Raw genomic sequence first — 22,111 nt, 5'->3', positions numbered from 1 at the left:
ATAATAATGATAAAATATTACTGTTTGAAGCAATTCATATTGAGGGGTGATTGTTTTAAACAGTAATATTTTTATATGGAGAGATAAGCATATGATAAGATTAGCAATATGTGATGACGATAATGAAAATATGAGTTATATGAAAGAAAAAATAAATGAAGCATTTATTAAAAGTGGTTATAACGATGAGATAATATATAATCTTTTTAATACAGGAGAAGAACTTGTAAATGCTCATATTGCTAATGAATTAGATATAGTATTTATGGACATTGAACTTGAAAATAAAAGTATTGGGTTTGATGTAGCAAGGATATTGTGCAGACAAAATAAAAACATTGCAATTATATATATGTCCAATCACGACCATTATGTCACTAAGAGTTTTGTATGCAGACCTTTGGGGTTTATAAGAAAAAAATATGCCAGTGAAGACCTTAAAATGGTTATGGATGAGATTAAATTATATCTTGGTGAAGAGTACAGAACAATAACATTTAACAACAATACTAAGAGAGTGGAATTAAATGCTAATGATATATATTCGGTTGAGGTATTTAATCATCAGCTTCGTATTGTTCTTAAAAATAATAAGGATATTACAATTAGAGATCAGATGGTAAAGCATATAGAGGAACTTGAAGAGAATGGCTTTATTCAGGTGAGAAGGGGAATAGTAGTAAATTCAAGGTATATAAAAAACATAAAAGAAGCGAATTTGATTATGGACAATGGAGAAATGTATCCTATTGGGAGGGAAAATGTTACTAAGGTAAAACAACAATGGCTTAATAAAAGATTATTGTAAGGGATTATTACGATATTATGTAAAGTTATATGGAGCAAAGATATAGGAGTGAGAGAATATGTCTGGTTGGGGAGTATACGATGTAATTATAGAGATTATTTTAAATATATTTCAGGGATTTATGGTTACCTGGTATTTGCAAAAATGTCTTGGAACTGATAGAGAAAAAAAGGATGTATACATAACGGGAACAGTGTATACATTTTTATATCTTATGTTACAGGGATATTTTACAGATTTTGAAGGTGTCGGAATTTTAATATATCTGGGGTTATCATTGTTTTTTAGTTATATGATGCTTGGAGGTACTTTTATAAAGAAACTTGTATATAATATTATGCTTGTATTTGTTCTGGCTTTCTCATCAGTTATTGCGGGGAATATTGTGGGACTGGTTTTATCCAAGGATTTTATGGAGCTTATAAAGACTAGAAATATAGATTATTATATTGCGGCATTTGTCAATCAGATTGTATTAATGTCATTTTTATTGATTATAGTTAAAATGGAAGAAAGAACAAGAAGCTTTTTGAAAGACCGGTACATTATACTTACATTGTCTATACCTATTATTACTATTATGGTATGTGCGGGAGTTTTAAGCATTGATGCTGATAATGGTAATAATATTGTATATACATCGGTTGTTATAATAGGACTTGTGGCTATAAATATTATAACAATTATATTGTTAATGATGGAACAAAATATATGTCAGAAACAGGCGGAAAATGCTATTCAGATGGAGATGTTGGAGCATCAGAAGCAAAATGTTGATGAGATTAATAAAGTGTATCTTGAAACTAAAAAAGTGCGCCATGAAATTACAAAAGTTATAGATATGACACAATATCTTATAGAAAATGGGCAACAAGAGAGAGCGGTCAATTATCTGAGTGAATTTCAGAAAGAAGGAAAGCTGTATAGGCAGGATAATATATATTCAGAAAATGCAATTATCAATCATATTCTCAACAGAAAGATAGAGTATTGCAACAATAATGGATTATCAATAAAGTGTATGGTATGTGGAGAACTTAAAGGTGTATCCGACTATGATATACATATTATTCTGGAGAATTTGCTGGATAATGCAATAGAGGCAGCATTAAAAGCAGTCAATAAAAGAATAAGTGTGGACATATATTCAGATGAACAGGCTATGGTAATAAAAATAAGTAATACTACAGAAGAAAATGTGTTAAAAAACAATCCGGAAATGAACACAACCAAAAAAGATAACAGCTATCACGGATATGGTATTAAGAATGTAAGTGAGCTTGTTAAGAAGAATAACGGAACAATAGAATATATACAGTTGGGAGTTGATATAGTTCAGTGCAGGGTATTGCTTATGTTGTAATAAAGATGATTTTCGTGAAAAGTATGTTGTTTTTTTAACAATTTTATGTTGTATTTACACTAAAATAAGTTTATTAAATTGCAATAGGTGTGGTAATCGTGTATAATTTACTTATATAGTATTTCTGGCTGGAGATACAGTTGGAAAGCGGAGTTGATGATTAATTAACTCTTAATTTGGTAATAAAAGGTATACAGATTGGGTATATCTATATATAAGGAGGAGAATACAGTATGACAGACACAGCAGTATCTTTTAGCAAAGAAGAATTTAAGAAGAAGGTCGTAAGCAATTGTAAGTCTTTGTATAGAAAGAACATAGATGAAGCTGACAAACAGCAGGTGTTCCAATCAGTGGCATATGCAGTTAAAGATCTTATAATAGATAAGTGGATAGCAACTCATAAGACATATGATAAGGAAGATCCTAAGGTTGTATATTATATGTCAATGGAATTCCTTATGGGTCGTGCACTTGGCAATAATATGATTAATCTTACTAAGTACAATGAGATAAAAGAAGCTCTTGAAGAATTAGGTCTTGATATCAATGTTATCGAAGATCAGGAACCTGATGCGGCACTTGGTAATGGTGGTCTTGGAAGACTTGCAGCATGTTTTCTTGATTCTTTAGCTACACTTGAATATCCAGCATACGGCTGTGGTATAAGATATAAGTACGGAATGTTTAAGCAGGAGATTAAGGACGGATATCAGGTAGAAGTTCCAGATAACTGGTTAAAGGATGGCAATCCATTTGAGATTAAGCGTTCTGAATACAAGTATGAAGTAAAGTTTGGTGGATATGTACGTTCTTACAGAGATGAAGCATCAGGACGTGATATATTCGTTCAGGAAGATTACCGTTCGGTTATAGCTGTTCCATACGACCTTCCTGTTATTGGATATGGCAATAACACAGTTAATTCACTTAGAATATGGGATGCAGAGCCAGTTAATACATTTAACTTAAGCTCATTTGATAAAGGTGATTACCAGAAGGCTATTGAGGAGGAGAACCTTGCTAAGAATATCGTAGAAGTTCTTTACCCTAATGATAACCACTATGCTGGTAAGGAATTAAGACTTAAGCAGCAGTATTTCTTCGTATCAGCATCAGTACAGAGAGCTGTTGACAGATATAAGAGTATGCACAACGGTGATGTAAGAAAGCTCTATGAGAAAGTTACATTCCAGCTTAATGATACACATCCAACAGTTGCAGTTGCAGAGCTTATGAGAATTCTTATGGATGAAAATGGTCTTGAATGGGATGAGGCATGGGATATCACAACTAAGACAGTTGCATATACTAACCATACTATTATGGCAGAAGCACTTGAAAAATGGCCTATCGAATTATTCTCAAGACTTCTTCCTAGAATTTATCAGATAGTAGAAGAGATTAATAGAAGATTTGTAGAAGAGATTAAAGCTAAATATCCTGGAGATCAGGAAAAGGTTAGAAAGATGGCTGTTATCTATGACGGGCAGGTTAAGATGGCACATCTTGCTATATGTGCAGGCTACTCTGTTAACGGTGTTGCAAAGCTTCACACAGAAATATTAGAGAAGCAGGAGCTTAAGGACTTTTATGAGATGATGCCAGAGAAGTTCAACAACAAGACTAATGGTATTACACAGAGAAGATTCCTTCTTCACGCTAATCCACTTCTTGCAGACTGGATTACAGACAAGATTGGTGACGGCTGGATAACAGACCTTAAGCAGTTAGAGAAGCTTTTAGTATATGTTAATGATGAAAAAGCAAGACAGGAATTTATGCAGATTAAGCATAAGAATAAAGTAAGACTTGCTAAGTACATTAAGGAGCATAATGGAATAGATGTTAATCCGGATTCAATATTTGATGTTCAGGTAAAGAGACTTCACGAATATAAGAGACAGCTTCTTAATATTCTTCACATAATGTATCTTTACAATGAGATTAAGAAGAATCCAGATATGGATATTGTGCCAAGAACATTTATATTTGGTGCAAAGGCAGCAGCAGGTTACAAGATTGCGAAGCAGACAATCAAGCTTATCAATAATGTAGCAGAAGTAATCAATAATGATGAGTCTATCAATGGTAAGATTAAGGTTGTATTCATAGAGAACTACAGAGTATCTAATGCTGAGATTATATTTGCAGCAGCAGATGTATCAGAGCAGATTTCAACAGCTTCTAAGGAAGCTTCTGGTACAGGTAATATGAAGTTTATGCTTAACGGTGCTATGACACTTGGAACAATGGACGGTGCTAACGTAGAGATAGTACAGGAAGTTGGAGCAGACAATGCAGTTATATTCGGACTTAGCTCAGACGAAGTTATACGTTATGAGAATGAGGGCGGATATGACCCAATGGAAATCTTCAACAATGATCAGGATATAAGAGAAGTTCTTATGGAACTTATCAATGGTAAGTATTCTAAGGAAGACCCAGAGATGTTCAGAGATATTTACAATTCACTTCTTAATACACAGGAAGGCAGAAGGGCAGATACTTACTTTATCCTTAAAGATTTCTGTTCTTATGCAGATGCACAGAAGAAGATTGATGAAAGATATAGAGATGAGAAGAGCTGGGCTAAGACAGTTATGATTAATTCGTTCAAGGCTGGTAAGTTCTCATCGGACAGAACTATAGAAGAGTACGCTACAGAAATCTGGAAGCTTACTAAGACACCGGTTAAAGTACAGTAATAACAAGAATAAATTCTATCCATAATTCATACTCTTTAATATGCGCCATATAAGTGCAGACATAAAGGAGTGCTGAATGTTGGATAGAATTTTTTTAAGCAATTCATATAGTTATAGAAATAAAAAATGCGTGGCGGTAATTGTATTTATCGCCATATATCTGCTTATACCGACTATTGTTACACTGAATGTTACAGGAGTTGTGTACACGCCTGTGAATGAAGATTACAGCGATGGAAGAAAAGTGATTGTAAAATACAGAAATGCCACGCAGGAGGTAAGCGTTGACAGATTCGTAGCAATGGTGCTTGCCAAAAGGCTTTATATGAGCAGTGAAGTAGAAGTTCTTAAAGCAGAAAGCATTATGATAAGGACAGATGTATACAGGCTTATGGGTGAGCAAATGATTATAGACAGCAGTGAGCTTGGAATGGAATATATGACGACACAGCAGATGAAAAGCAAATGGGGGAAGGATTACGAGGATAATTATAATCTTGTTAAGGACTGCACGGCTGCGACAAGTGGACTTGCAATCAGGTATAACGATAAGTATATTGAGGCAAGATATACATATATAACATCTGGAAGCACGCTTTCAGGGGCTTCAATACTAGGTGATGAGTATGCTTATCTTTCAGCAGTGGAGTGTAATAATGATAAAAATGCACAGGACTATCTTGTTGTTAAGACTATAAGCAATAAAGATTTTGTTAATTCATTTGAGAAAAAATACGACAGCATTAATCTTGATAAAAATAATCTGGCACAGCAAATTCAGATTGTATCCAAGAATGAAGCTGGTTATGTGTTAAAGCTTCAGATAGGGAATGTTGTTATGTCGGGAAGTGAATTTGCATATGTACTTGGTATTAATTCGCCCAATTTTAGTATTGAATATATGCAGACTGGCGTTAAGATAATGACAATCGGTGTTGGAGAAGGCTTTGGTGTCAGCGTATATACGGCAGATTGTATGGCAAAGGCTGGCTCATCTTATGAAGATATTATAGAAACATTTTATAATAAAATAAATATAATAAGTGAATAATACGCAGGATTATGGAAAGCATATTAACATAGAAAGGTTTTGATAACTGTAGGTTTTACCTACAGCACCGGACTTTATGCCCTTTATGGGCAGGAATGGAGGTTAATATGGATAAGAACACAGCCAGTAAGACAAAGATAGTTTCAATCGTTATATCATTAGGAATTATTGCAACACTTATTATAGGAGTAATTTCGGTGGTAAGAAGCGTTAATTCCAATAGAAATAATGAGAATAACATTGTTAATCTTAATGAAACTCAGGAAAATGTTGCAATAAAGACAGAAGATGTGACGGACGATGTGCTGGGGAATATCGATGATGAATTACAGGAAGCTAATGCTGGTGCAAGTATGGCGGTGGATACAGATAATATCAGTAATAAAGCAGATAATACTTATAACACACATAAAGCTGGCACTGACGATGCAGATAAGGAAACTGAGCCGACAGTTCCACCGACTTTATCATCAGAAGAAGTTATGGCTGAGGCAATGAAGAATTTTGCATTTGATGAGAGCAACAAGCTTGCGTGGCCAGTGCTTGGCCAGATTGTACTCGACTATAATATGGACGAGACCATTTTCTTTAAGAGTCTTGGAATGTACAAATGTAATCCAGCAATAATTATACAATCCGAGGTAGGAACTAATGTTGCAGCGGCGGCATCGGGAATTGTAACAGATGTGGCTAATCTTTCAGAAACAGGAACAACAGTTACAGTATCAATTGGAAATGGTTATGAAACAACAACTGGTCTTATAGAAAATGTTAATTTGAAAAAAGGGGATAAGGTTGTAGCCGGACAGCTGATTGGTACAGTGGCAAGCCCAAGTGCATACTATATAGAAGAGGGTCCTGGAGTGTATTTCAAACTTACACAATATGGAGAACCAATAAACCCAGACACATATTTTGTGGAATAGATAAAATAAGCACCCACTTAATTTCTTACAATAGTTTCAAATCATATATTATTTATATACGGCTTACAGTGGGTGCTTTATATATATTTTATGTAATAGAAAAATCCGATATAATTCCCTATTACATAAAAGGGACTAGTGCTAGTGATTAGCACTTGCGTGAAAATGTAGTTTGTCGCAAACGACCGAGCTTAGTGCAGGAATGTGCTTTGCACATTCTTTTTATTTAGCAGTAGAATTAATTAAGTTCATTATTATAGGAATAGCGTGGCTTTCCTTGCTTTCTGACATAGCGTTGATATATGTCTGTCTGTTAGTATAGAGTTCATTAACAGCTTTTAATAAGCTTTCTGGTGTAAGGTCTTCCTCAAATAATACACTTGAATAACCGTGCTCCTGAAATGATTTTGCATTAAGAATCTGGTCGCCACGGCTTGCGTTAGCTGAAAGTGGAATTAAGAGGTTAGGCTTTTTAAGGGCTAATAATTCACATATAGCGTTAGCACCAGCTCTTGATATTACGATATCGCTTATTGCAAATAAATCGCGCATTTCCTCACTTATATATTCAAATTGTACATAGCCTTCAATGTTGTTAAGTGAGTTATCAGTCTTGCCTTTTCCACAAAGGTGAACAACCTGATAATCTTTAAGAAGTTCAGGAAGAACTTTTCTTACCGCTTCATTAACGTGAACAGCACCAGTACTTCCGCCGACAACCATAATTATTGGTTTGCCACTTGTGAAATTGCAAAGCTTAAGTCCGGCAAGCTTATTACCCTGTAAAAGCTCCTGACGGATAGGAGAGCCTGTAAGAACAGCCTTGTCAGCAGGAAGGTACTTGATAGTTTCAGGAAAATTACAGCATACCTTTGTAGCCTTTTTAATAGCTATTCTGTTGGCAAGTCCTGGTGTCATATCTGATTCGTGTATGATAACAGGAATGTGCTTGTGTCCAGCTGCAAGTACAACTGGAACAGATACGAAGCCGCCCTTTGAGAATATGATATCAGGCTTAATTCTTCTCATAAGCCTGCGTGCCTGAAAATATCCCTTTATAACCCTGAATGGGTCAGTAAGATTTTTAAAGCTCTTATAACGTCTTAATTTACCTGAAGATATTCCATAGTAGGGAATGTCCAGATTTTCTATTAATGTCTTTTCGATTCCAGTGTATGAACCAATATAGAATACTTCGTAGCCAGCTTCCTTAAGGCTGGGAAGTAATGCTATATTAGGTGTTACGTGGCCGGCTGTACCACCACCTGTTAATATAATCTTTTTCATAGCCAATCCTCATTTTCTTAATTATAATTATTGTTTATGGTAAATTTTAATATTTTATAGCAGTAATTTACTGTTGCATTAGTGAGTGTCAGAATTCACGCGGTGTTATTATATTTTGTGTGAAAACCTTTCCTTGAAACTGCAATGCCTGCATAGCGGTTCAACTGCATATTTGTCATTGAAGCCCTGAACAAATGCCTTGCTTTTATCGCTTTTAAGTATATCAGAAAGCGGAGTATCAAGTATATTGCCAAGAGCCATAACGCCGTTGCCGTCAAGACAGCAGGGTACAACTGTTCCGTCACTTAATATGGCAATATGTGTGCGTATTCCCTGACAGAAGCCGCGTTCGTTATAATAACTTCCGTTAAGTTCAGGCCATTCAAATGGACTTTGCACATTGACATAAAGATGACGTTTGATAGTGCAGTTTCGCTCACCAAATAAAAATGGCTCATTTTTCGTGTTCCATAATCTTAACGAAATCTCTGTATCAGTCTTATCAAGAAGTGTCTCACAGGAATAGAACAAATCATTAATATAAGTATCCATATCTATGCAGTCGTTGTCATCGGCACTGTGCATAGATACATTAATCTGGTGTACTGGATATTTAATCAAAGTATCAAGTCTTTGTCTTATAAGAGTTCCATTGGTAGTGAGGTTGACCGTTATGCCACAATCCCTGCACAGGGAAAGTATGTCGGCAAGCTGTGGGTGAAGCAGTGGCTCACCCTTGACGTGAAGATATATATAATTCGTATACGGACGTATTTCATCAAGTATATGTCCGAAATCTTCAATCGGCATAAAATGTGCCGGGCGTTTGGTTTCCTGACAGAAAGAGCATTTCAGATTACAGGAACTTGTTATTTCTATATATATTCGTTTGAAGCGTTTAATATTTCCCATAAATTACTTATTGGCAATATATTGCTTGAGTGCAGTTGCAAGCTGGTCAGGACAGGATGTTGGCTTAAAGCCGCATTTAATTCCTTCCATACGTTTGATAGCTTCATTAACGTCCATACCCTCAACGAGTGCGGCAACACCCTGAGTATTACCAGAACAGCCACCCTCAAACTTAACGCCAGTAACCTTATTATCGACTACATCGAATTCAATAGAACGTGAACATACGCCTCTTGTAGTATATTTCATAATTATCCTCATTTCTACGCACAGTCAGTTAGTACAAAAATGTTATATAGACGGAAATGCATTGTGTGCGTTCAACGCATCCGAAGTTTCGAAGAAACATCTAAGTGACTACGAAGTAGTCATATTATATCATAGTTTCTGCGTTGCTTTTCCACGCATCTGAAGTTTCGAAGAAACATCTAAGTGACTACGAAGTAGTCATATTATATCATAGTTTTTGCGCAGTTTTTCAGCGCATCTGAAGTTTCGAAGAAACTTCTAAGTGACTACGAAGTAGTCATATTATATCATAATTTTTAAAGAGTTGTATTATGTAAGATGTAATTAATTCAATATTCAGGTGAAAATCAGAGTAAATCAAATGATTTTCGTTTATGATGTTATAGAGACTAATATTTAAAAATAAAGGTTGACACAAACATTGTGATATTGCCGATTAATTGGTACAATAAGTAAAACGCATTTTAACTGTGAATAATTAACTAATAAAGTAATAACAGGAGATTAGTGTGGAAAACAGATTTTCACACAGTGGATTTGTGACTGTGCGTACCATACACAAACCAGTATGCGAAAAATGTGCGCAGAAATGAGGATTATTATGATAGGTATTATTGGAGCTATGGACGAAGAAGTAGCTAAGATTGTTGAAGCTATGGAAATTGAAAGACAGGAAGATAAGGCTTGTATGTCATTTAAGGCTGGAAAGCTTAATGGCAAAGATGTTGTTGTTGTAAGAAGCGGAATCGGCAAGGTAAATGCGGCAGTATGCACACAGATACTTGTAGATGATTTCGGTGTTGATTATGTTATTAATACAGGAATTGCAGGTTCACTTAAGGCAGAGATTAATATTGCAGATATTGTTATATCAAGTGATGTATTACATCACGATATGGATGCTTCAGGATTTGGATATCCTTTAGGACAGATTCCAAGAATGGACGTATTGTCTTTTGAAGCAGACAAGCACCTTATAGATGTTGCCAAAGAGGCTTGTGATAAGGTTCTTCCAGAGATAGGAACACATATTGGCAGGGTTGTAAGTGGTGATCAGTTCATATCAGACAAGGCTGTTAAAGAAAGAATATCAGCTAATTTTGATGGATACTGCACAGAGATGGAAGGTGCAGCAATTGCACAGGCAGCATATCTTAATAAAGTTCCATTTGTTATATTAAGAGCAATCTCAGATAAGGCTGATGACAGTGCAACTATGGATTACCCTACATTCGAGAAGCAGGCGATTGAGAATTCGGTTAAGCTGCTTAAGGAATTGGTGGGACAGATATAGATATAGACAGATATAATTTCTGCTGATTTATTATGTCGGACGCGGAGTGCGGTTGTGGCAAATGGTTGTGACAAACGGACGGGCTGTGGCTAGGGGCTGTGGTGGTGCGTGTGAGACTGCTATAAGATAATTGGATATTACTAAGTCATTCCCGGTGGAGTTATGGTGCCGGACGCACCGCTCCAAATTCGCCATCGTGGCTCAGTTGTCGCTTGCCCAGACCTCGTGTCTGGGCATTGCTGTATGGTGGAGGGAATGACTAAGGAATATCAGCAATTATCTTATAATGTCAGTCCCCACACGCACCACCACAGCCCCTACCCGCACCCCTGTCGGGTTGCGATGGCAGGGGCACACACTACCGGGGTTGCGGATAATAGGGCAGAAATATGGCTGGGAAGGGGGATAGGAGTGTGGCGGGCAAGATGTAGTAGTTGGAAAGCTGTAGAAGTCAGTGGAACCTGTAGTTCGTGAAGTTAGCTGTAGAGGTGTATTGTATATTCCTTCACAATGCAGGAATTAAGGCGGACGGCTGGACGGTTGTGTCAGCGTGGGCTGGCGGGGGCTTGTTACGCAAGTATTATAAGCACAATTGAGATACAACTTAGCCTTTCCCCTCACCAAACAGCAATGCCCAGACACGAGGTCTGGGCAAGCGACAACTGAGCCACGATGGCGAATTTGGAGCGGTGTGTCCGTTCTCTCTGCCTATCGGGAAAGGCTTAGTAGTATCCAATTGTCTTATAACTTAAGTAACGAGCCCCCGCCAGTCCAGCCACACAACCACCCAGCCGTCTGCCTTAATTCCGTCCGTTATAAGCCGTAATTATATAACCTAATAAATCTAATATTACAGAATAATTTACAGCATATCATCTTATAATGCCTTAATAGCGCACAACCGCCTAAATCCCAAGCATCTGACTATAAACCTTCAATGCCCCATCAGTATCGTGTGCCAGCACTCTCTTAGCAAGCACCTTTCCAAGCTGTACGCCTTCCTGATCGAAGCTGTTGATATTCCATAAAAATCCCTGGAACATAACCTTATTTTCAAAATGAGAAAGCAAAGCACCTAAAGACTTAGGAGTAAGCTTATCTCCAGTTATAATGCTTGAAGGTCTTCCACCCTTGAAAGTCTTGTTAGGGTTCTCATCATCTTTTCCACATGCAAATGCAACAATCTGAGCCGCTACATTAGCACATAACTTCTGCTGGCTTGTGCTGTCCTGAATAGTAACATCATTTTCAAGCTGGCTGTTCTTAAATCCAATGAACTGTAAAGGAACGATATTAGTTCCCTGATGAAGAAGCTGATAAAAAGAATGTTGTCCATTAGTTCCCGGTTCACCAAATATTACTGGACCTGTAGGGTAATTAACCGGTTCATTAAATCTGTTGACGGACTTACCATTAGACTCCATATCAAGCTGCTGTAAATGTGCAGGGAAACGGCTTAAGCCCTGTGAGTATGGAAGTACAGCAGTACATTCATATCCAAGTACATTGCGTTCATATACGCCAATAAGTGCATCAAGCATTGCTGGGTTCTTAAGAATGTCTTTGTTTAATGCAAGCTTGTCCTCAGCAGAGGCACCTTCAAGAAAATCTGCGAATACATCAGGACCAAATGCCAATGATAATACAGCACCGCCTACAGAAGATGTTGAAGAGAAACGTCCTCCGATGTAATCGTCCATATAAAATGCATCTAAATAATCATCACTTTTGGCAAGAGGTGAGGTCTCGCTTGTTACTGCAATCATATGCTTTGCAGGGTCAAGACCAGCTTCCTTAAGAGCATTTTTAACAAATGATTCATTAGTTAACGTCTCAAGAGTTGTTCCAGACTTAGATACAAGAATGAATAATGAGTGTGCAACATCAATAGAAGCAAGTACAGCAGATGCATCATCTGGATCTACATTACTTATAAAATGAGCTTCCATTTTAAATGAATTATTCTTTTTAGCCCAGTTCTCAAGAGCAATATACATAGCACGAGGACCTAAATCACTTCCACCGATACCAATCTGAACAACAGTTGTGAACTTCTCGCCAGCACCATTAGTAATAGCACCATTATGTACCTTGTCAGCAAATTCAGCGATACGCTTCTGTTGTGTTGTATAGAATGTACGCTTGTCTACGCCGTCAGCATTAACAGCTTCACCGAGCTGTCCGCGTGTCATATGGTGGAGTACAAGTCTGTTCTCGCCGGTATTAACAACTTCGCCATTGTAAAGAGCAGCAAATTTGTTTGAAAGTTCAGCTTCTGTAGCAAGCTTTTCAAGTGCCTTAAGAGTTGTATCATCTACTTTCTTAGCTGCGAAGTTGTAGTTAAGTCCCTCAGCCATAGGAATATTATATGTCTTAACACGTTCAGCACCAGCTTCGCCCGACATAACCTTATTAAGGTCAACAAGCGGAGTTTCCTTTAATTCCTTAAAAGCTTCAAGTGTGTCAAGATTGTTCCAATTAATCATAAAATATCTCCTCCTAGTATAATTGAGTTGTAGGTAATTGCGAAAACTGCTAAGACCATTCGCAATTACCTATAATAAGTTGCAACATTAAAAGATATAATGCCAGAATATATCGAAATAACATTTAAAATGTTATCCATTAAGGCATTATATTGATATATTGTCGCACAAAATATCTTAATTGAATTATACTATCAATGTCTGTCGAATACAAGGAGAAAAGTCGTTATTATCTATCATTTTCCATCTGTTTAAGTTCGGGGAGAATGGTACACAGCATAGTTATAAAACATATGCTTCCGCCGATTATATTAGATACAGGTTCGGCTGCAAATACACCATTTGTTCCCATATTAAGAGCGTAAGGCATAATATATGTAAGAGGTATTACAATAAATACTTTTCTTAATAAAGAGAAGAATATAGCCTGTTTTTTCTTATTAAGGGATTTGAAAATGGTCTGTCCGATATATTGCAGGTCCATAAATATAAAGGCGGCAAAATATATCTTCAATGCTGATACTGCATTTTCCATAAGTGAAGTATCAGAGCTGAAAATATTAATAAGCATATGAGGGGCAAGAAGTATTATGCTCCACATAACTGCGGTATATCCTAATATTAATGCCCCCATAGTAAGTCCGGCTTTACGCACCCTTCCTGGCCTTTTGGCACCATAATTATAGCTGATAATTGGTGAAGAACCTTCGTTGATTGCGTATATAGGTGTCTCAACCATTTGCCGTATGCTAGAAACAATAGTCATTACAGAAATGTAAATATCGCCGCCGGTAACTGAGAGAACATTGTTACAGCATATTGATACTAGGCTGTTAGTAAGCTGCATTACAAAGCCGGAAGTACCAAGGCTGATTATATCTTTTGCAAAATTCAGACAATGTGGCAGTTCATTTTTTCTTATAAAGCTTATCTTTAATTCAGCTTTAAATCTTAAGAAATATATTACAAATGAAGCTGACATAAGCTGTGAAATAACAGTTGCCACAGCCGCACCTTTTATTCCAAGATTAAGGATAAATATAAATACCGGGTCTAATATAAGATTGGCAATAGCACCGATTGCAACAGAGAGCATACCGATTGTTGAGTAGCCCTGTGCATTGATAAATGGGTTCATTCCTGTTGCTATCATTGAAGGAAGGGTTCCGATAAGGTAAATGCACAGATAAGGATATGCGTACTTAAGTGCTGTGTCAGAAGCTCCAAAGAGTGTGAGCAGAGGGGCTGCAAATAAGAGGCATATGCACATAAGAATAATTGCGGAGCCGCAAAGCATTGTAAAAGAAGTGTTCATAATGGTGTTAGCACTTTTTTCATCACCCATTCCTCTCTTAATTGAGAATAAAGGTGCACCTCCGCTTCCAAAGAGATTGCTGAAAGCGGTCATAATCATAATTATTGGAAAGCATAGTCCAACTGCACCAAGGGCATTTGTTCCGACATCGGGAATTCTTGCAATGTACACTCTGTCTACAATATTGTATAACAGACTTAAAATCTGTGCCACAAGCATAGGTATAGCCGCATTTAAAATATTATTGGTTATAGTTCCATTTTCAAAATCAATACGTTTCATATATTTCACTTTCTCCATTTGTGATTAAAAAGTTATTAATAAAGATTATATATTTAATATTACATGTATAAAATGTTATTCCTTAAAACGATTGCAAGTATATCACTTTGATATTGTAAACACAAATTAAAACTTATGTAAAATTAAACGATAACATTTACAATTGAATTATAAATTACAGAGAAGTATAATTGAAATGTCAGAAAATGAAGCCGTGAAAAGTTATGTTTTAAAGGCATACAAAGGCAGAATGGAGGTATTATTATGAAAATTCTTATGCTTGATTCGTCTACATACGGAGAAGATGTTAATGTAGACAAGTTCTATGGTCTTGGTGAGGTTAAGAGCTACCAGACAAGTACAAGGCAGGAGGCACTTGAAAGAACTGCAGGGTTTAATCCGGACGTTGTTATTATCAATAAGATTGTTGCAGACAAGGAATTTATAGATTGTGCACCAGCATTAAAGATGATAGCAGAAACAGCAACGGGTTATAATAATATTGATATTAATTATGCTAAGGAAAAGAATATAAGAGTAGCCAATGTTGCGGGATATTCAACAGACTCAGTTGTACAGCATACATTTGCATTGGGACTGTATCTTATAGAGAAGATGAACTATTATGACAACTATGTTAAATCAGGTGAGTATGCAGAATGTCCGATTTTTTCACATTTTTCCAATGTATTCCACGAACTTTCAGGAAAGACATGGGGCATAGTTGGTCTTGGAACTATAGGAAAAGGTGTTGCAAAGATAGCCTCAGATTTCGGATGTAAGGTTATATATTATTCAGCAAGTGGAAAGACACAGGATGTGCCTTATGAGAGAGAAGAGTTTGACGAATTCTTGAAAAAATCAGACATAATATCTATTCACGCACCACTTAATGATAAGACCAATAATCTTTTTAATAAAGAAGCATTTGATAAGATGAAGGCAAGTGCAGTGCTTTTAAATCTTGGACGAGGTCCTATCGTTAATGATGCAGATTTAACAGAGGCACTTGAACAGGGAAAGATTGCTGCGGCAGGACTTGATGTACTTGGAAAAGAGCCTATAGAAAAGGATAACCCGCTTCTTAGGATTAAGGATAGCACAAAGCTTGTGATTACACCACATGTAGCGTGGGGTACAGTAGAAGCAAGAACAAGACTTATGGACGAAGTATATGAGAATATTGCAGCTTTCACTAAGGGTGAAGCAAGAAATGCGGTAGTGTAAGTGTAGAAGAAATGGCAGTATAATAAGCGGAATGGAGAAGAGTATGCAGATTTTATCAGTTAATGATGATGAATTTAAGAAATATGGACGTGTAGTTGATAATGTGGATTTTACAGAGCTTATACAGGAATTAAAAAGAACTCCAATACCATCAGGTGTTGTATATGAACCAGCAGTAAAGGAGCTTGAAGCACTTCCTATAAGGCTTGACATTTCCTCAGTTGTATATGGTGAAATGCCAATTCAGATAGGTTACTGTAATGGACATAATTCAAAGCTTAATGCACTTGAGTATCACAGGGATTCAGAGATTAATATTGCGGCTACGGATATGATTCTTATGCTGGGACTGCTGACAGATGTTAACGATGATTATATATATGACACAGCTAATGTAAAAGCTTTCAGGGTTCCAGCAGGAACGGCTGTTGAAGTGTATTCTACAACACTTCATTATGCGCCTTGCGGCATAGATGGTAAGGGATTTCAGGTTGCAGTCGTGCTTCCAAAGGGAACTAACTATCCATTAAAGTCAAAGCATATAAGAATAGATAATAAAACAGCCAGCACCTCAAATGAGAATACTGGCAGTAGTAATATCAATGAAGATGCACTTCTTGCGGCTACTAATAAGTGGCTTATAGGCCACGCCGAAGGCGGTCTTGATGATAGTGCATATATTGGACTTAAGGGTGAGAATATTGAGATTTAATCTTCTTCAATAACCTGAACTTCCATATAAGCAAAGTCAATTGAATCAATAAAATTATCTTTAGTAAATCTTACTTTAGAGTGGCGCTGGAAGTCTGCTATATTAGAGTCAAGCCATATAGGCTCGCTCAGATCGAATGTATAGCAGGCTTCTTTTATGCCATCAAATATCTTTTTGGTTCTGTTAATATCTATATCAGAATTAGCATAGACCATATCTTTCATAAGATGATTGGACTCATCGAAAAGTTTACACCATAATCGAAACATATATTTTCTCCGTTCTTACATTAATATAGGCTGGTAATCTGTGGCTGTATTATATGTCTGTGTCGCAGCTGAATTTTAGCTGCGAGTCGTAACTTGTTGTATTACTCACTAGCACGCTCTGAGAATATTATGTTATATTCATTTGAAGGGTATACCTGACTAATAAATGAAGTAAGAATAGTCTTAGCGTTATCAAGTGCCCTGTCGTACAAGCCGCTGTTTATTGCGTCTGATAAAGCATTTTCTCTTAGCTGGATTAAAGAGTCGTTATGCTCAGTAAGTGTTATAGGAGAGAAAATGTTGTTCTCCTCGTGTAGTACTTTGAAGGAGTCAAGGTCAATGTCAGCCGATAAAGTCTTAACTTCAGGAATGTCTACATATATGTTATGGCTTGTATCGTCAGTGTCGCCGAGCTGCCATTTGACATCGCTGAAATTAATTCCAGCCTTGATAGTTGTATTATATGTATATATGTATTTGGATTGTGTCAAAGGTATGCTTACATTAAACAGCTTAAGGTCTTTGGTTTCAACCCTTACAGTAGTGGTTGTTACTGACTGGGTTGCAAGCTCACCGATATTTTCAAAGCCGATTTCTGTAATCTTTTCATCAGAAACGTAATTGCTTTTAGCTTCTTTTCTTGTGTATACAAGCACAGCACATAATAATATGATGATTATTACAGCGATTATAAATTTAATATCGAGTACCTTTTGTAACTTATTGCGGGACATAGTAATCCTCCATAGTAGTAGTTTTATAATAGCGTTGTTGCATATATATTAATCATATTAATGCGATTTTATCATAATGTAATAAACAGGTCAAAAATATTTTTGTCTTATAGGTTAATAAAGTGCTGGAATTTTAAAAATGGAATTCTGTTATGTGCAATTTGATATATAATAAAGAAACCTGATGCTTACGCACCAGGCTTCTAATATGTGATACATATAATAAAGATTAGCAGAAGACCGGCATATAAAAGAGGGAAGCCAGTCTGTTTGGACTACTAGTCCATATTAACATTAAGATGTCTAGGAAGACCATCAACCATAATTGGTGAAAGTTCAGCCTGAATTAATGGTCTGATATAGTGAATAAGGTCTTCTGTGACAAAATCATCTTCAGTAATCCACTCAAGTGGAACTTTCTTCTCGATGTTGGCAATCTGGTGTACATCGTGTGTTTCTGTAATGCACATATATGGATCATCAGAAACTCTCTTAAGTACAACAACTTTACCAGTCTCGCCTTCAAATGCAGCCTTAACAGCAGCACCACCAACGTTGAATGCTTCTGTGATATCTGTACGAGATGTCATATGAGCTGCACAACGCTGTAATGTTGATAATTCAATAGCTCTTGTCTTGATACCAAGTTCAGAACCGACTTTGTTAGCAAGGAACTTAGCAGAACCAGCTAACTGCTTGTGACCGAAAGCATCAACGAATTCAACGTGGTCAGAAAGTTCAAATACATATCTTCCGTCCATAACTTTAATACCTTCAGAAACGGCGATTACCATTGAACGTCCCTTAGAAGCGATTTCTTTAACTCTTTCAAGGAAGTGGTCAATATCAAATACCTTTTCTGGAAGATAAATGAGGTCTACGCCTTCACAATCCTCGCCTCTTGCAAGAGCAGAAGCGGCTGTAAGCCAACCGGCATTACGTCCCATAATCTCAACGATAGTTACTGTTGGATAGTCATATACAAGACCATCGCGGATAATCTCTTTCATAGTAGCGGCTATGAATTTAGCAGCACTACCAAATCCAGGAGTGTGGTCAGTAACTGCAAGGTCATTATCGATTGTCTTAGGAACACCCATAAACTTGATATCACTGCCTACAAGAAGAGCGTAGTCAGAAAGCTTCTTGATAGTGTCCATTGAATCGTTACCACCTATGTAGAAGAAGTATGAAATGTTGAGTTCTTTAAGTATTTCAAAAATCTTCTCGTAAGTATCTCTGTCATCAGATATTTCTGGGAGCTTATAACGACATGAACCTAAATAAGAAGAAGGTGTTCTCTTTAAAAGGTCGATATCGATATCAGTCTTAATCTTCTCTGAGAGATCTACATACTGCTTGTCAAGCAGACCCTTGATGCCGTGAAGCATACCATATACTTTGTTAGCTCCTCTATCTTTTGCTGTCTTGAATACACCTGCAAGACTTGAATTGATTACGGAAGTTGGTCCACCAGACTGTCCTACGATAACATTACCTAACATAAATGTCCTCCGAAAATTATTATAATAATAAAGATGTAAACAGACCTAAATTCCCTCTAGACTTAAATCTGTCATAAATATTTTATTAAATTAATATTAACATAATTAAAGCAATCATACAACTTAAAAAAGATAATTAATTTAATAAATTCTTCCCACCAAAACAGGAAACTTTCAAAATATTTATAATATGATATAATATGACTACTTCGTAGTCACTTAGAAGTTTCTTCGAAACTTCGGATGCGTGGAAAAGCAACGCAGGGCATATGATATAATGTGCGTAAGCAATGAGCCGTGCTGGACAAAAAAATAAAAAAGAACTGTGCTTGCACGAAGTTCTTTTTTAACTTTTTGTCCAATAGGGCGAACGCCCGACAGTCAAGGGAAGCAAAGCTTTCCTTGACGTGCACGGCGGGGTAAATTGGCAAAACAAGAAGAAAAATAAAAAAGAACCCAACAACCAGAAGAAACGAAAGGACAATTGAAAGATGAGCAAACAGACATGGAAACCCGGCAATATGTTATACCCAGTACCAGCAGTAATGGTTAGCTGTCGAAGAGAGGGTGAGAAGCCTAACATAATTACTGTTGCGTGGGCAGGAACAATATGTTCTGACCCTGCTATGGTGTCAATATCAGTGAGAAAGGAAAGATACAGCCATGATATTATAAAAGATTCAGGCGAATTTGTGGTCAATCTCACAACAAGAAAGTTATGCTATGCAACTGATTACTGCGGTGTTAAATCTGGAAGAAATACGGATAAATTCGCAGATATGCACCTTACACCACAGCAATCGGTTAAGATAGCTGCACCGGCAATAAAGGAAAGCCCTGTTAATATTGAATGTAAGGTTAAGGATATTATAGAACTTGGAAGCCACGATATGTTTATAGCGGAAGTTGTAGCTGTAAATGTAGATGAGAAGCTTCTTGACAGCAAGGGTGCATTAAGGCTTCAGGATGCTGACCTTATAGCATATTCACACGGACAGTATTACACACTGGGAGATAATATAGGCAAGTTTGGATACTCAGTTAAGAAGTAAAGGGTTTATTGCGTAGCACGGAACAATTTGTAGGTATCAAAGTCTGGGGCTTTTGACCCCGGCATCATAATAATGAACAGTTCATTATTATTTCATTATTTATAAGAAGTGTAAGACTTTACAAATAAGCATATGCGTGGTAGTATAAAATTTGTTACGAAAATGTTACAGAAATATTACGTCATCATATTATACGAATAATGGCATTAAATATACTATTTGTTGGAGGAATGTATGACACGCATAACGAGATATGGTAGGGAGATGAGAACTACCTTTATCGCGACAATGTTTATTGCATGCCTTGTAATAGTGATAGGTATTCCATTTGTATCAAAGCAGATGTTTGATAATGAGGTGGGATATTACAGTATTTCTATTCAGGGTAATTATATTGGCGCTGCTAATACAGAAGACGAAGTCAATGTTGCACTGGCTGATGCAAGATTACAGCTCTGCAAAGAATTTGCAGATTATATATATATGGACTGCGATGTTAAGATAACAAAGCAGAGAAGAGCGATAGCGAAACGTATGACTACCAAGCAGTTACAGAATGCAATATACAGTTCATTATTTGACTGTATCGTTGATGTTGAAACACAGCTTGCTTATACTGTAAGGGTTGATGATAATATGGTAACTCTTGCTACTAAAGAAGAAGTTGAGGAGTTATTCAGAAAGATTATACAGCCATACAATGTAGCTGATGAGTTTGAACCTGTCATAAAGGCTGGAACATCGATTGATGAACAGTACACAATTGCTATCAATAAGAATGAGGAAGAGTCAGTTCAGGATACACAGATAGTTGCTTCATTCTTTGAAGATAATAATTCGGAAAATGGAACTAACAAGAAATCGCCTGACCAGCTTATGGGAATTGATTTTGCGGAAAATGTATCTGTTAACGCAGTAAGCGGGGATAAGGCAGATGTAGTGTCTGTACAGGAAGCTTATGACATTTTAACAAGAGAGAATAAATCCCAGGTATCTTATATAATAAAGGAAGGCGATACTCTTGAACAGATTGCCAAAGATTATCAGATGACTTTGGATGATCTGCTTAAGCTTAATGACATAGCTTCACAAAATGTGGTTGTTGTACCAGGCGATGAGCTTGTGGTAACAGTACCGGATACGCAGATAACAGTGCTTACAACCAAGCAGCTCTCGTATGATGAGGACTACAAGGCGGAAGTGAGTTATATTGACGATAATAATAATTCAAGAGGGACTAATACAATTCTTGATGAGGGAACGTCAGGAAAAAGAACGGTGGTTGCTAATGTCACATATGCTAATGGCAGGGAAGTGGCAAGAGATATTGTAAAAGAGAATATAACAGAGGAGTCAAAGCCTGGGAAGATTGCAGTGGGAACCCTTACACAGACTGATTATATTAAGCCGGTGGCAGGAACTTTTGTTTCGGGTTATGGAACTGGAGAAGATACAGTTAATTACGGCGTTGACTGGACGTGTAGTGAAGGCATAACAGTTGTTGCAGCAAGAGCTGGTAAAGTTACAAGAGCAGGCTGGTATGGTGGATATGGTTACTGTGTTGATATACAGCATGAAGATGGAAGCCTGACAAGGTATGCTAATAACAGCAGACTTACTGTCAGTGTTGGAGAGCAGGTAAGTCAGGGTCAGCAGATAGCGTTAAGTGGAAGCACAGGCGATGTGACAAGTCCACGTCTGCATTTTGAAATATGGATTGATGGCACAAGGGTTAATCCTCTTAATTATGTTAATAAGAACTAGAATAAAACGTACAAAGGGTGTGGATATTTTCCATACCCTTTTTAAATCATAATAAAATGCGGATAAGACAGATTGACATAATGATATGGTGTGATATAATCATAAGGATATTGAAATATTTGAACATATGCCTTAATATATTTAAGGATAACGATAGAGTAATACCA

The 22,111-nt window shown here is 36.8% G+C and carries 18 protein-coding genes; 10 read left to right on the top strand and 8 right to left on the bottom strand.

Annotated features, from left to right (window positions below):
• Nucleotides 1-91: 91 nt before the first annotated feature.
• The 5 genes from C7390_RS11770 to C7390_RS11750 all read left to right on the top strand — a co-directional run bounded on the left by C7390_RS11770 (nt 92) and on the right by C7390_RS11750 (nt 6,856).
• Nucleotides 92-808 carry a LytR/AlgR family response regulator transcription factor gene (locus tag C7390_RS11770; protein ID WP_090140959.1) on the top strand — a complete coding sequence of 239 codons (717 nt, stop codon included), beginning with the start codon at nt 92-94 and terminating at the stop codon, nt 806-808.
• Nucleotides 809-866: 58 nt separating this feature from the next.
• The gene (locus C7390_RS11765; RefSeq protein ID WP_116444237.1) at nt 867-2,171 is read left to right on the top strand and encodes a sensor histidine kinase; all 1,305 of its coding nucleotides are present in this window, start codon (nt 867-869) and stop codon (nt 2,169-2,171) included.
• 233 nt (nt 2,172-2,404) lie between these two features.
• Entirely contained in the window at nt 2,405-4,879 is a 2,475-nt protein-coding gene (locus C7390_RS11760) for a glycogen/starch/alpha-glucan phosphorylase (protein WP_022501257.1), read from the top strand.
• Between the two features lie 76 nt (nt 4,880-4,955).
• Nucleotides 4,956-5,930, top strand: coding sequence for a SpoIID/LytB domain-containing protein (locus tag C7390_RS11755; RefSeq protein ID WP_116444236.1), 975 nt, complete (start codon nt 4,956-4,958; stop codon nt 5,928-5,930).
• 107 nt (nt 5,931-6,037) lie between these two features.
• Nucleotides 6,038-6,856 (top strand): M23 family metallopeptidase, encoded by an 819-nt coding sequence (locus C7390_RS11750; RefSeq protein ID WP_055306918.1) that lies wholly within the window; start codon nt 6,038-6,040, stop codon nt 6,854-6,856.
• Between the two features lie 222 nt (nt 6,857-7,078).
• Here C7390_RS11750 and C7390_RS11745 read toward each other — a convergent pair whose 3' ends face one another.
• The 3 genes from C7390_RS11745 to C7390_RS11735 all read right to left on the bottom strand — a co-directional run bounded on the left by C7390_RS11745 (nt 7,079) and on the right by C7390_RS11735 (nt 9,304).
• On the bottom strand, nt 7,079-8,143 hold the full coding sequence (locus C7390_RS11745; RefSeq protein ID WP_116444235.1) for an undecaprenyldiphospho-muramoylpentapeptide beta-N-acetylglucosaminyltransferase: 1,065 nt from the start codon (nt 8,141-8,143) through the stop codon (nt 7,079-7,081).
• 108 nt (nt 8,144-8,251) lie between these two features.
• Nucleotides 8,252-9,055, bottom strand: a complete 804-nt coding sequence (locus C7390_RS11740; RefSeq protein ID WP_207643376.1) for a radical SAM/SPASM domain-containing protein — start codon at nt 9,053-9,055, stop codon at nt 8,252-8,254.
• Nucleotides 9,056-9,058: 3 nt separating this feature from the next.
• On the bottom strand, nt 9,059-9,304 hold the full coding sequence (locus C7390_RS11735; protein ID WP_022501252.1) for a TIGR03905 family TSCPD domain-containing protein: 246 nt from the start codon (nt 9,302-9,304) through the stop codon (nt 9,059-9,061).
• Between the two features lie 601 nt (nt 9,305-9,905).
• Between C7390_RS11735 and C7390_RS11730 the strand changes: the two genes are divergently transcribed.
• The gene (locus C7390_RS11730) at nt 9,906-10,598 is read left to right on the top strand and encodes a 5'-methylthioadenosine/adenosylhomocysteine nucleosidase (RefSeq protein ID WP_022501251.1); all 693 of its coding nucleotides are present in this window, start codon (nt 9,906-9,908) and stop codon (nt 10,596-10,598) included.
• Between the two features lie 905 nt (nt 10,599-11,503).
• Here the strand turns inward: C7390_RS11730 and C7390_RS11720 are convergent.
• Entirely contained in the window at nt 11,504-13,084 is a 1,581-nt protein-coding gene (locus C7390_RS11720) for a glucose-6-phosphate isomerase (RefSeq protein WP_116444233.1), read from the bottom strand.
• Between the two features lie 229 nt (nt 13,085-13,313).
• Nucleotides 13,314-14,681: an MATE family efflux transporter gene (locus C7390_RS11715; protein ID WP_116444232.1), complete on the bottom strand. Its 1,368-nt coding sequence runs from the start codon at nt 14,679-14,681 to the stop codon at nt 13,314-13,316.
• 264 nt (nt 14,682-14,945) lie between these two features.
• Here C7390_RS11715 and C7390_RS11710 point away from each other — a divergent pair, with 264 nt between their 5' ends.
• Entirely contained in the window at nt 14,946-15,908 is a 963-nt protein-coding gene (locus C7390_RS11710; RefSeq protein ID WP_116444231.1) for a D-2-hydroxyacid dehydrogenase, read from the top strand.
• Between the two features lie 43 nt (nt 15,909-15,951).
• A complete protein-coding gene (locus tag C7390_RS11705; RefSeq protein ID WP_055306912.1) occupies nt 15,952-16,620 on the top strand; it encodes a DUF4867 family protein in 669 nt (222 codons plus the stop codon).
• Here the strand turns inward: C7390_RS11705 and C7390_RS11700 are convergent.
• From C7390_RS11700 to C7390_RS11690, 3 genes are all read right to left on the bottom strand, one after another.
• Complete coding sequence (locus C7390_RS11700) at nt 16,617-16,889, bottom strand: hypothetical protein (protein WP_055176835.1); 273 nt, start codon at nt 16,887-16,889, stop codon at nt 16,617-16,619. The genes C7390_RS11705 and C7390_RS11700 overlap by 4 nt on opposite strands.
• 101 nt (nt 16,890-16,990) lie before the next feature.
• Nucleotides 16,991-17,623 carry a DUF4230 domain-containing protein gene (locus C7390_RS11695; RefSeq protein WP_055176839.1) on the bottom strand — a complete coding sequence of 211 codons (633 nt, stop codon included), beginning with the start codon at nt 17,621-17,623 and terminating at the stop codon, nt 16,991-16,993.
• Between the two features lie 278 nt (nt 17,624-17,901).
• Entirely contained in the window at nt 17,902-19,128 is a 1,227-nt protein-coding gene (locus C7390_RS11690; RefSeq protein ID WP_022501840.1) for a 6-phosphofructokinase, read from the bottom strand.
• A gap of 491 nt (nt 19,129-19,619) precedes the next feature.
• On the opposite strand from C7390_RS11690, the gene C7390_RS11685 reads away from it, so the two are divergent.
• Entirely contained in the window at nt 19,620-20,180 is a 561-nt protein-coding gene (locus tag C7390_RS11685; protein WP_022502347.1) for a flavin reductase family protein, read from the top strand.
• A 234-nt stretch (nt 20,181-20,414) separates the two neighbouring features.
• Entirely contained in the window at nt 20,415-21,944 is a 1,530-nt protein-coding gene (locus tag C7390_RS11680; protein WP_055176842.1) for a peptidoglycan DD-metalloendopeptidase family protein, read from the top strand.
• Nucleotides 21,945-22,111: the final 167 nt, after the last annotated feature.

Origin of the sequence: Bacteroides galacturonicus, assembly GCF_003096855.1 — a bacterium.
GTDB classification, from domain to species: Bacteria; Bacillota; Clostridia; order Lachnospirales; family Lachnospiraceae; genus Lachnospira; species Lachnospira rogosae.
The sequence above is the reverse complement of the archived record's forward strand: the minus strand, read 5'-3'. Positions and strand labels throughout refer to the sequence as shown.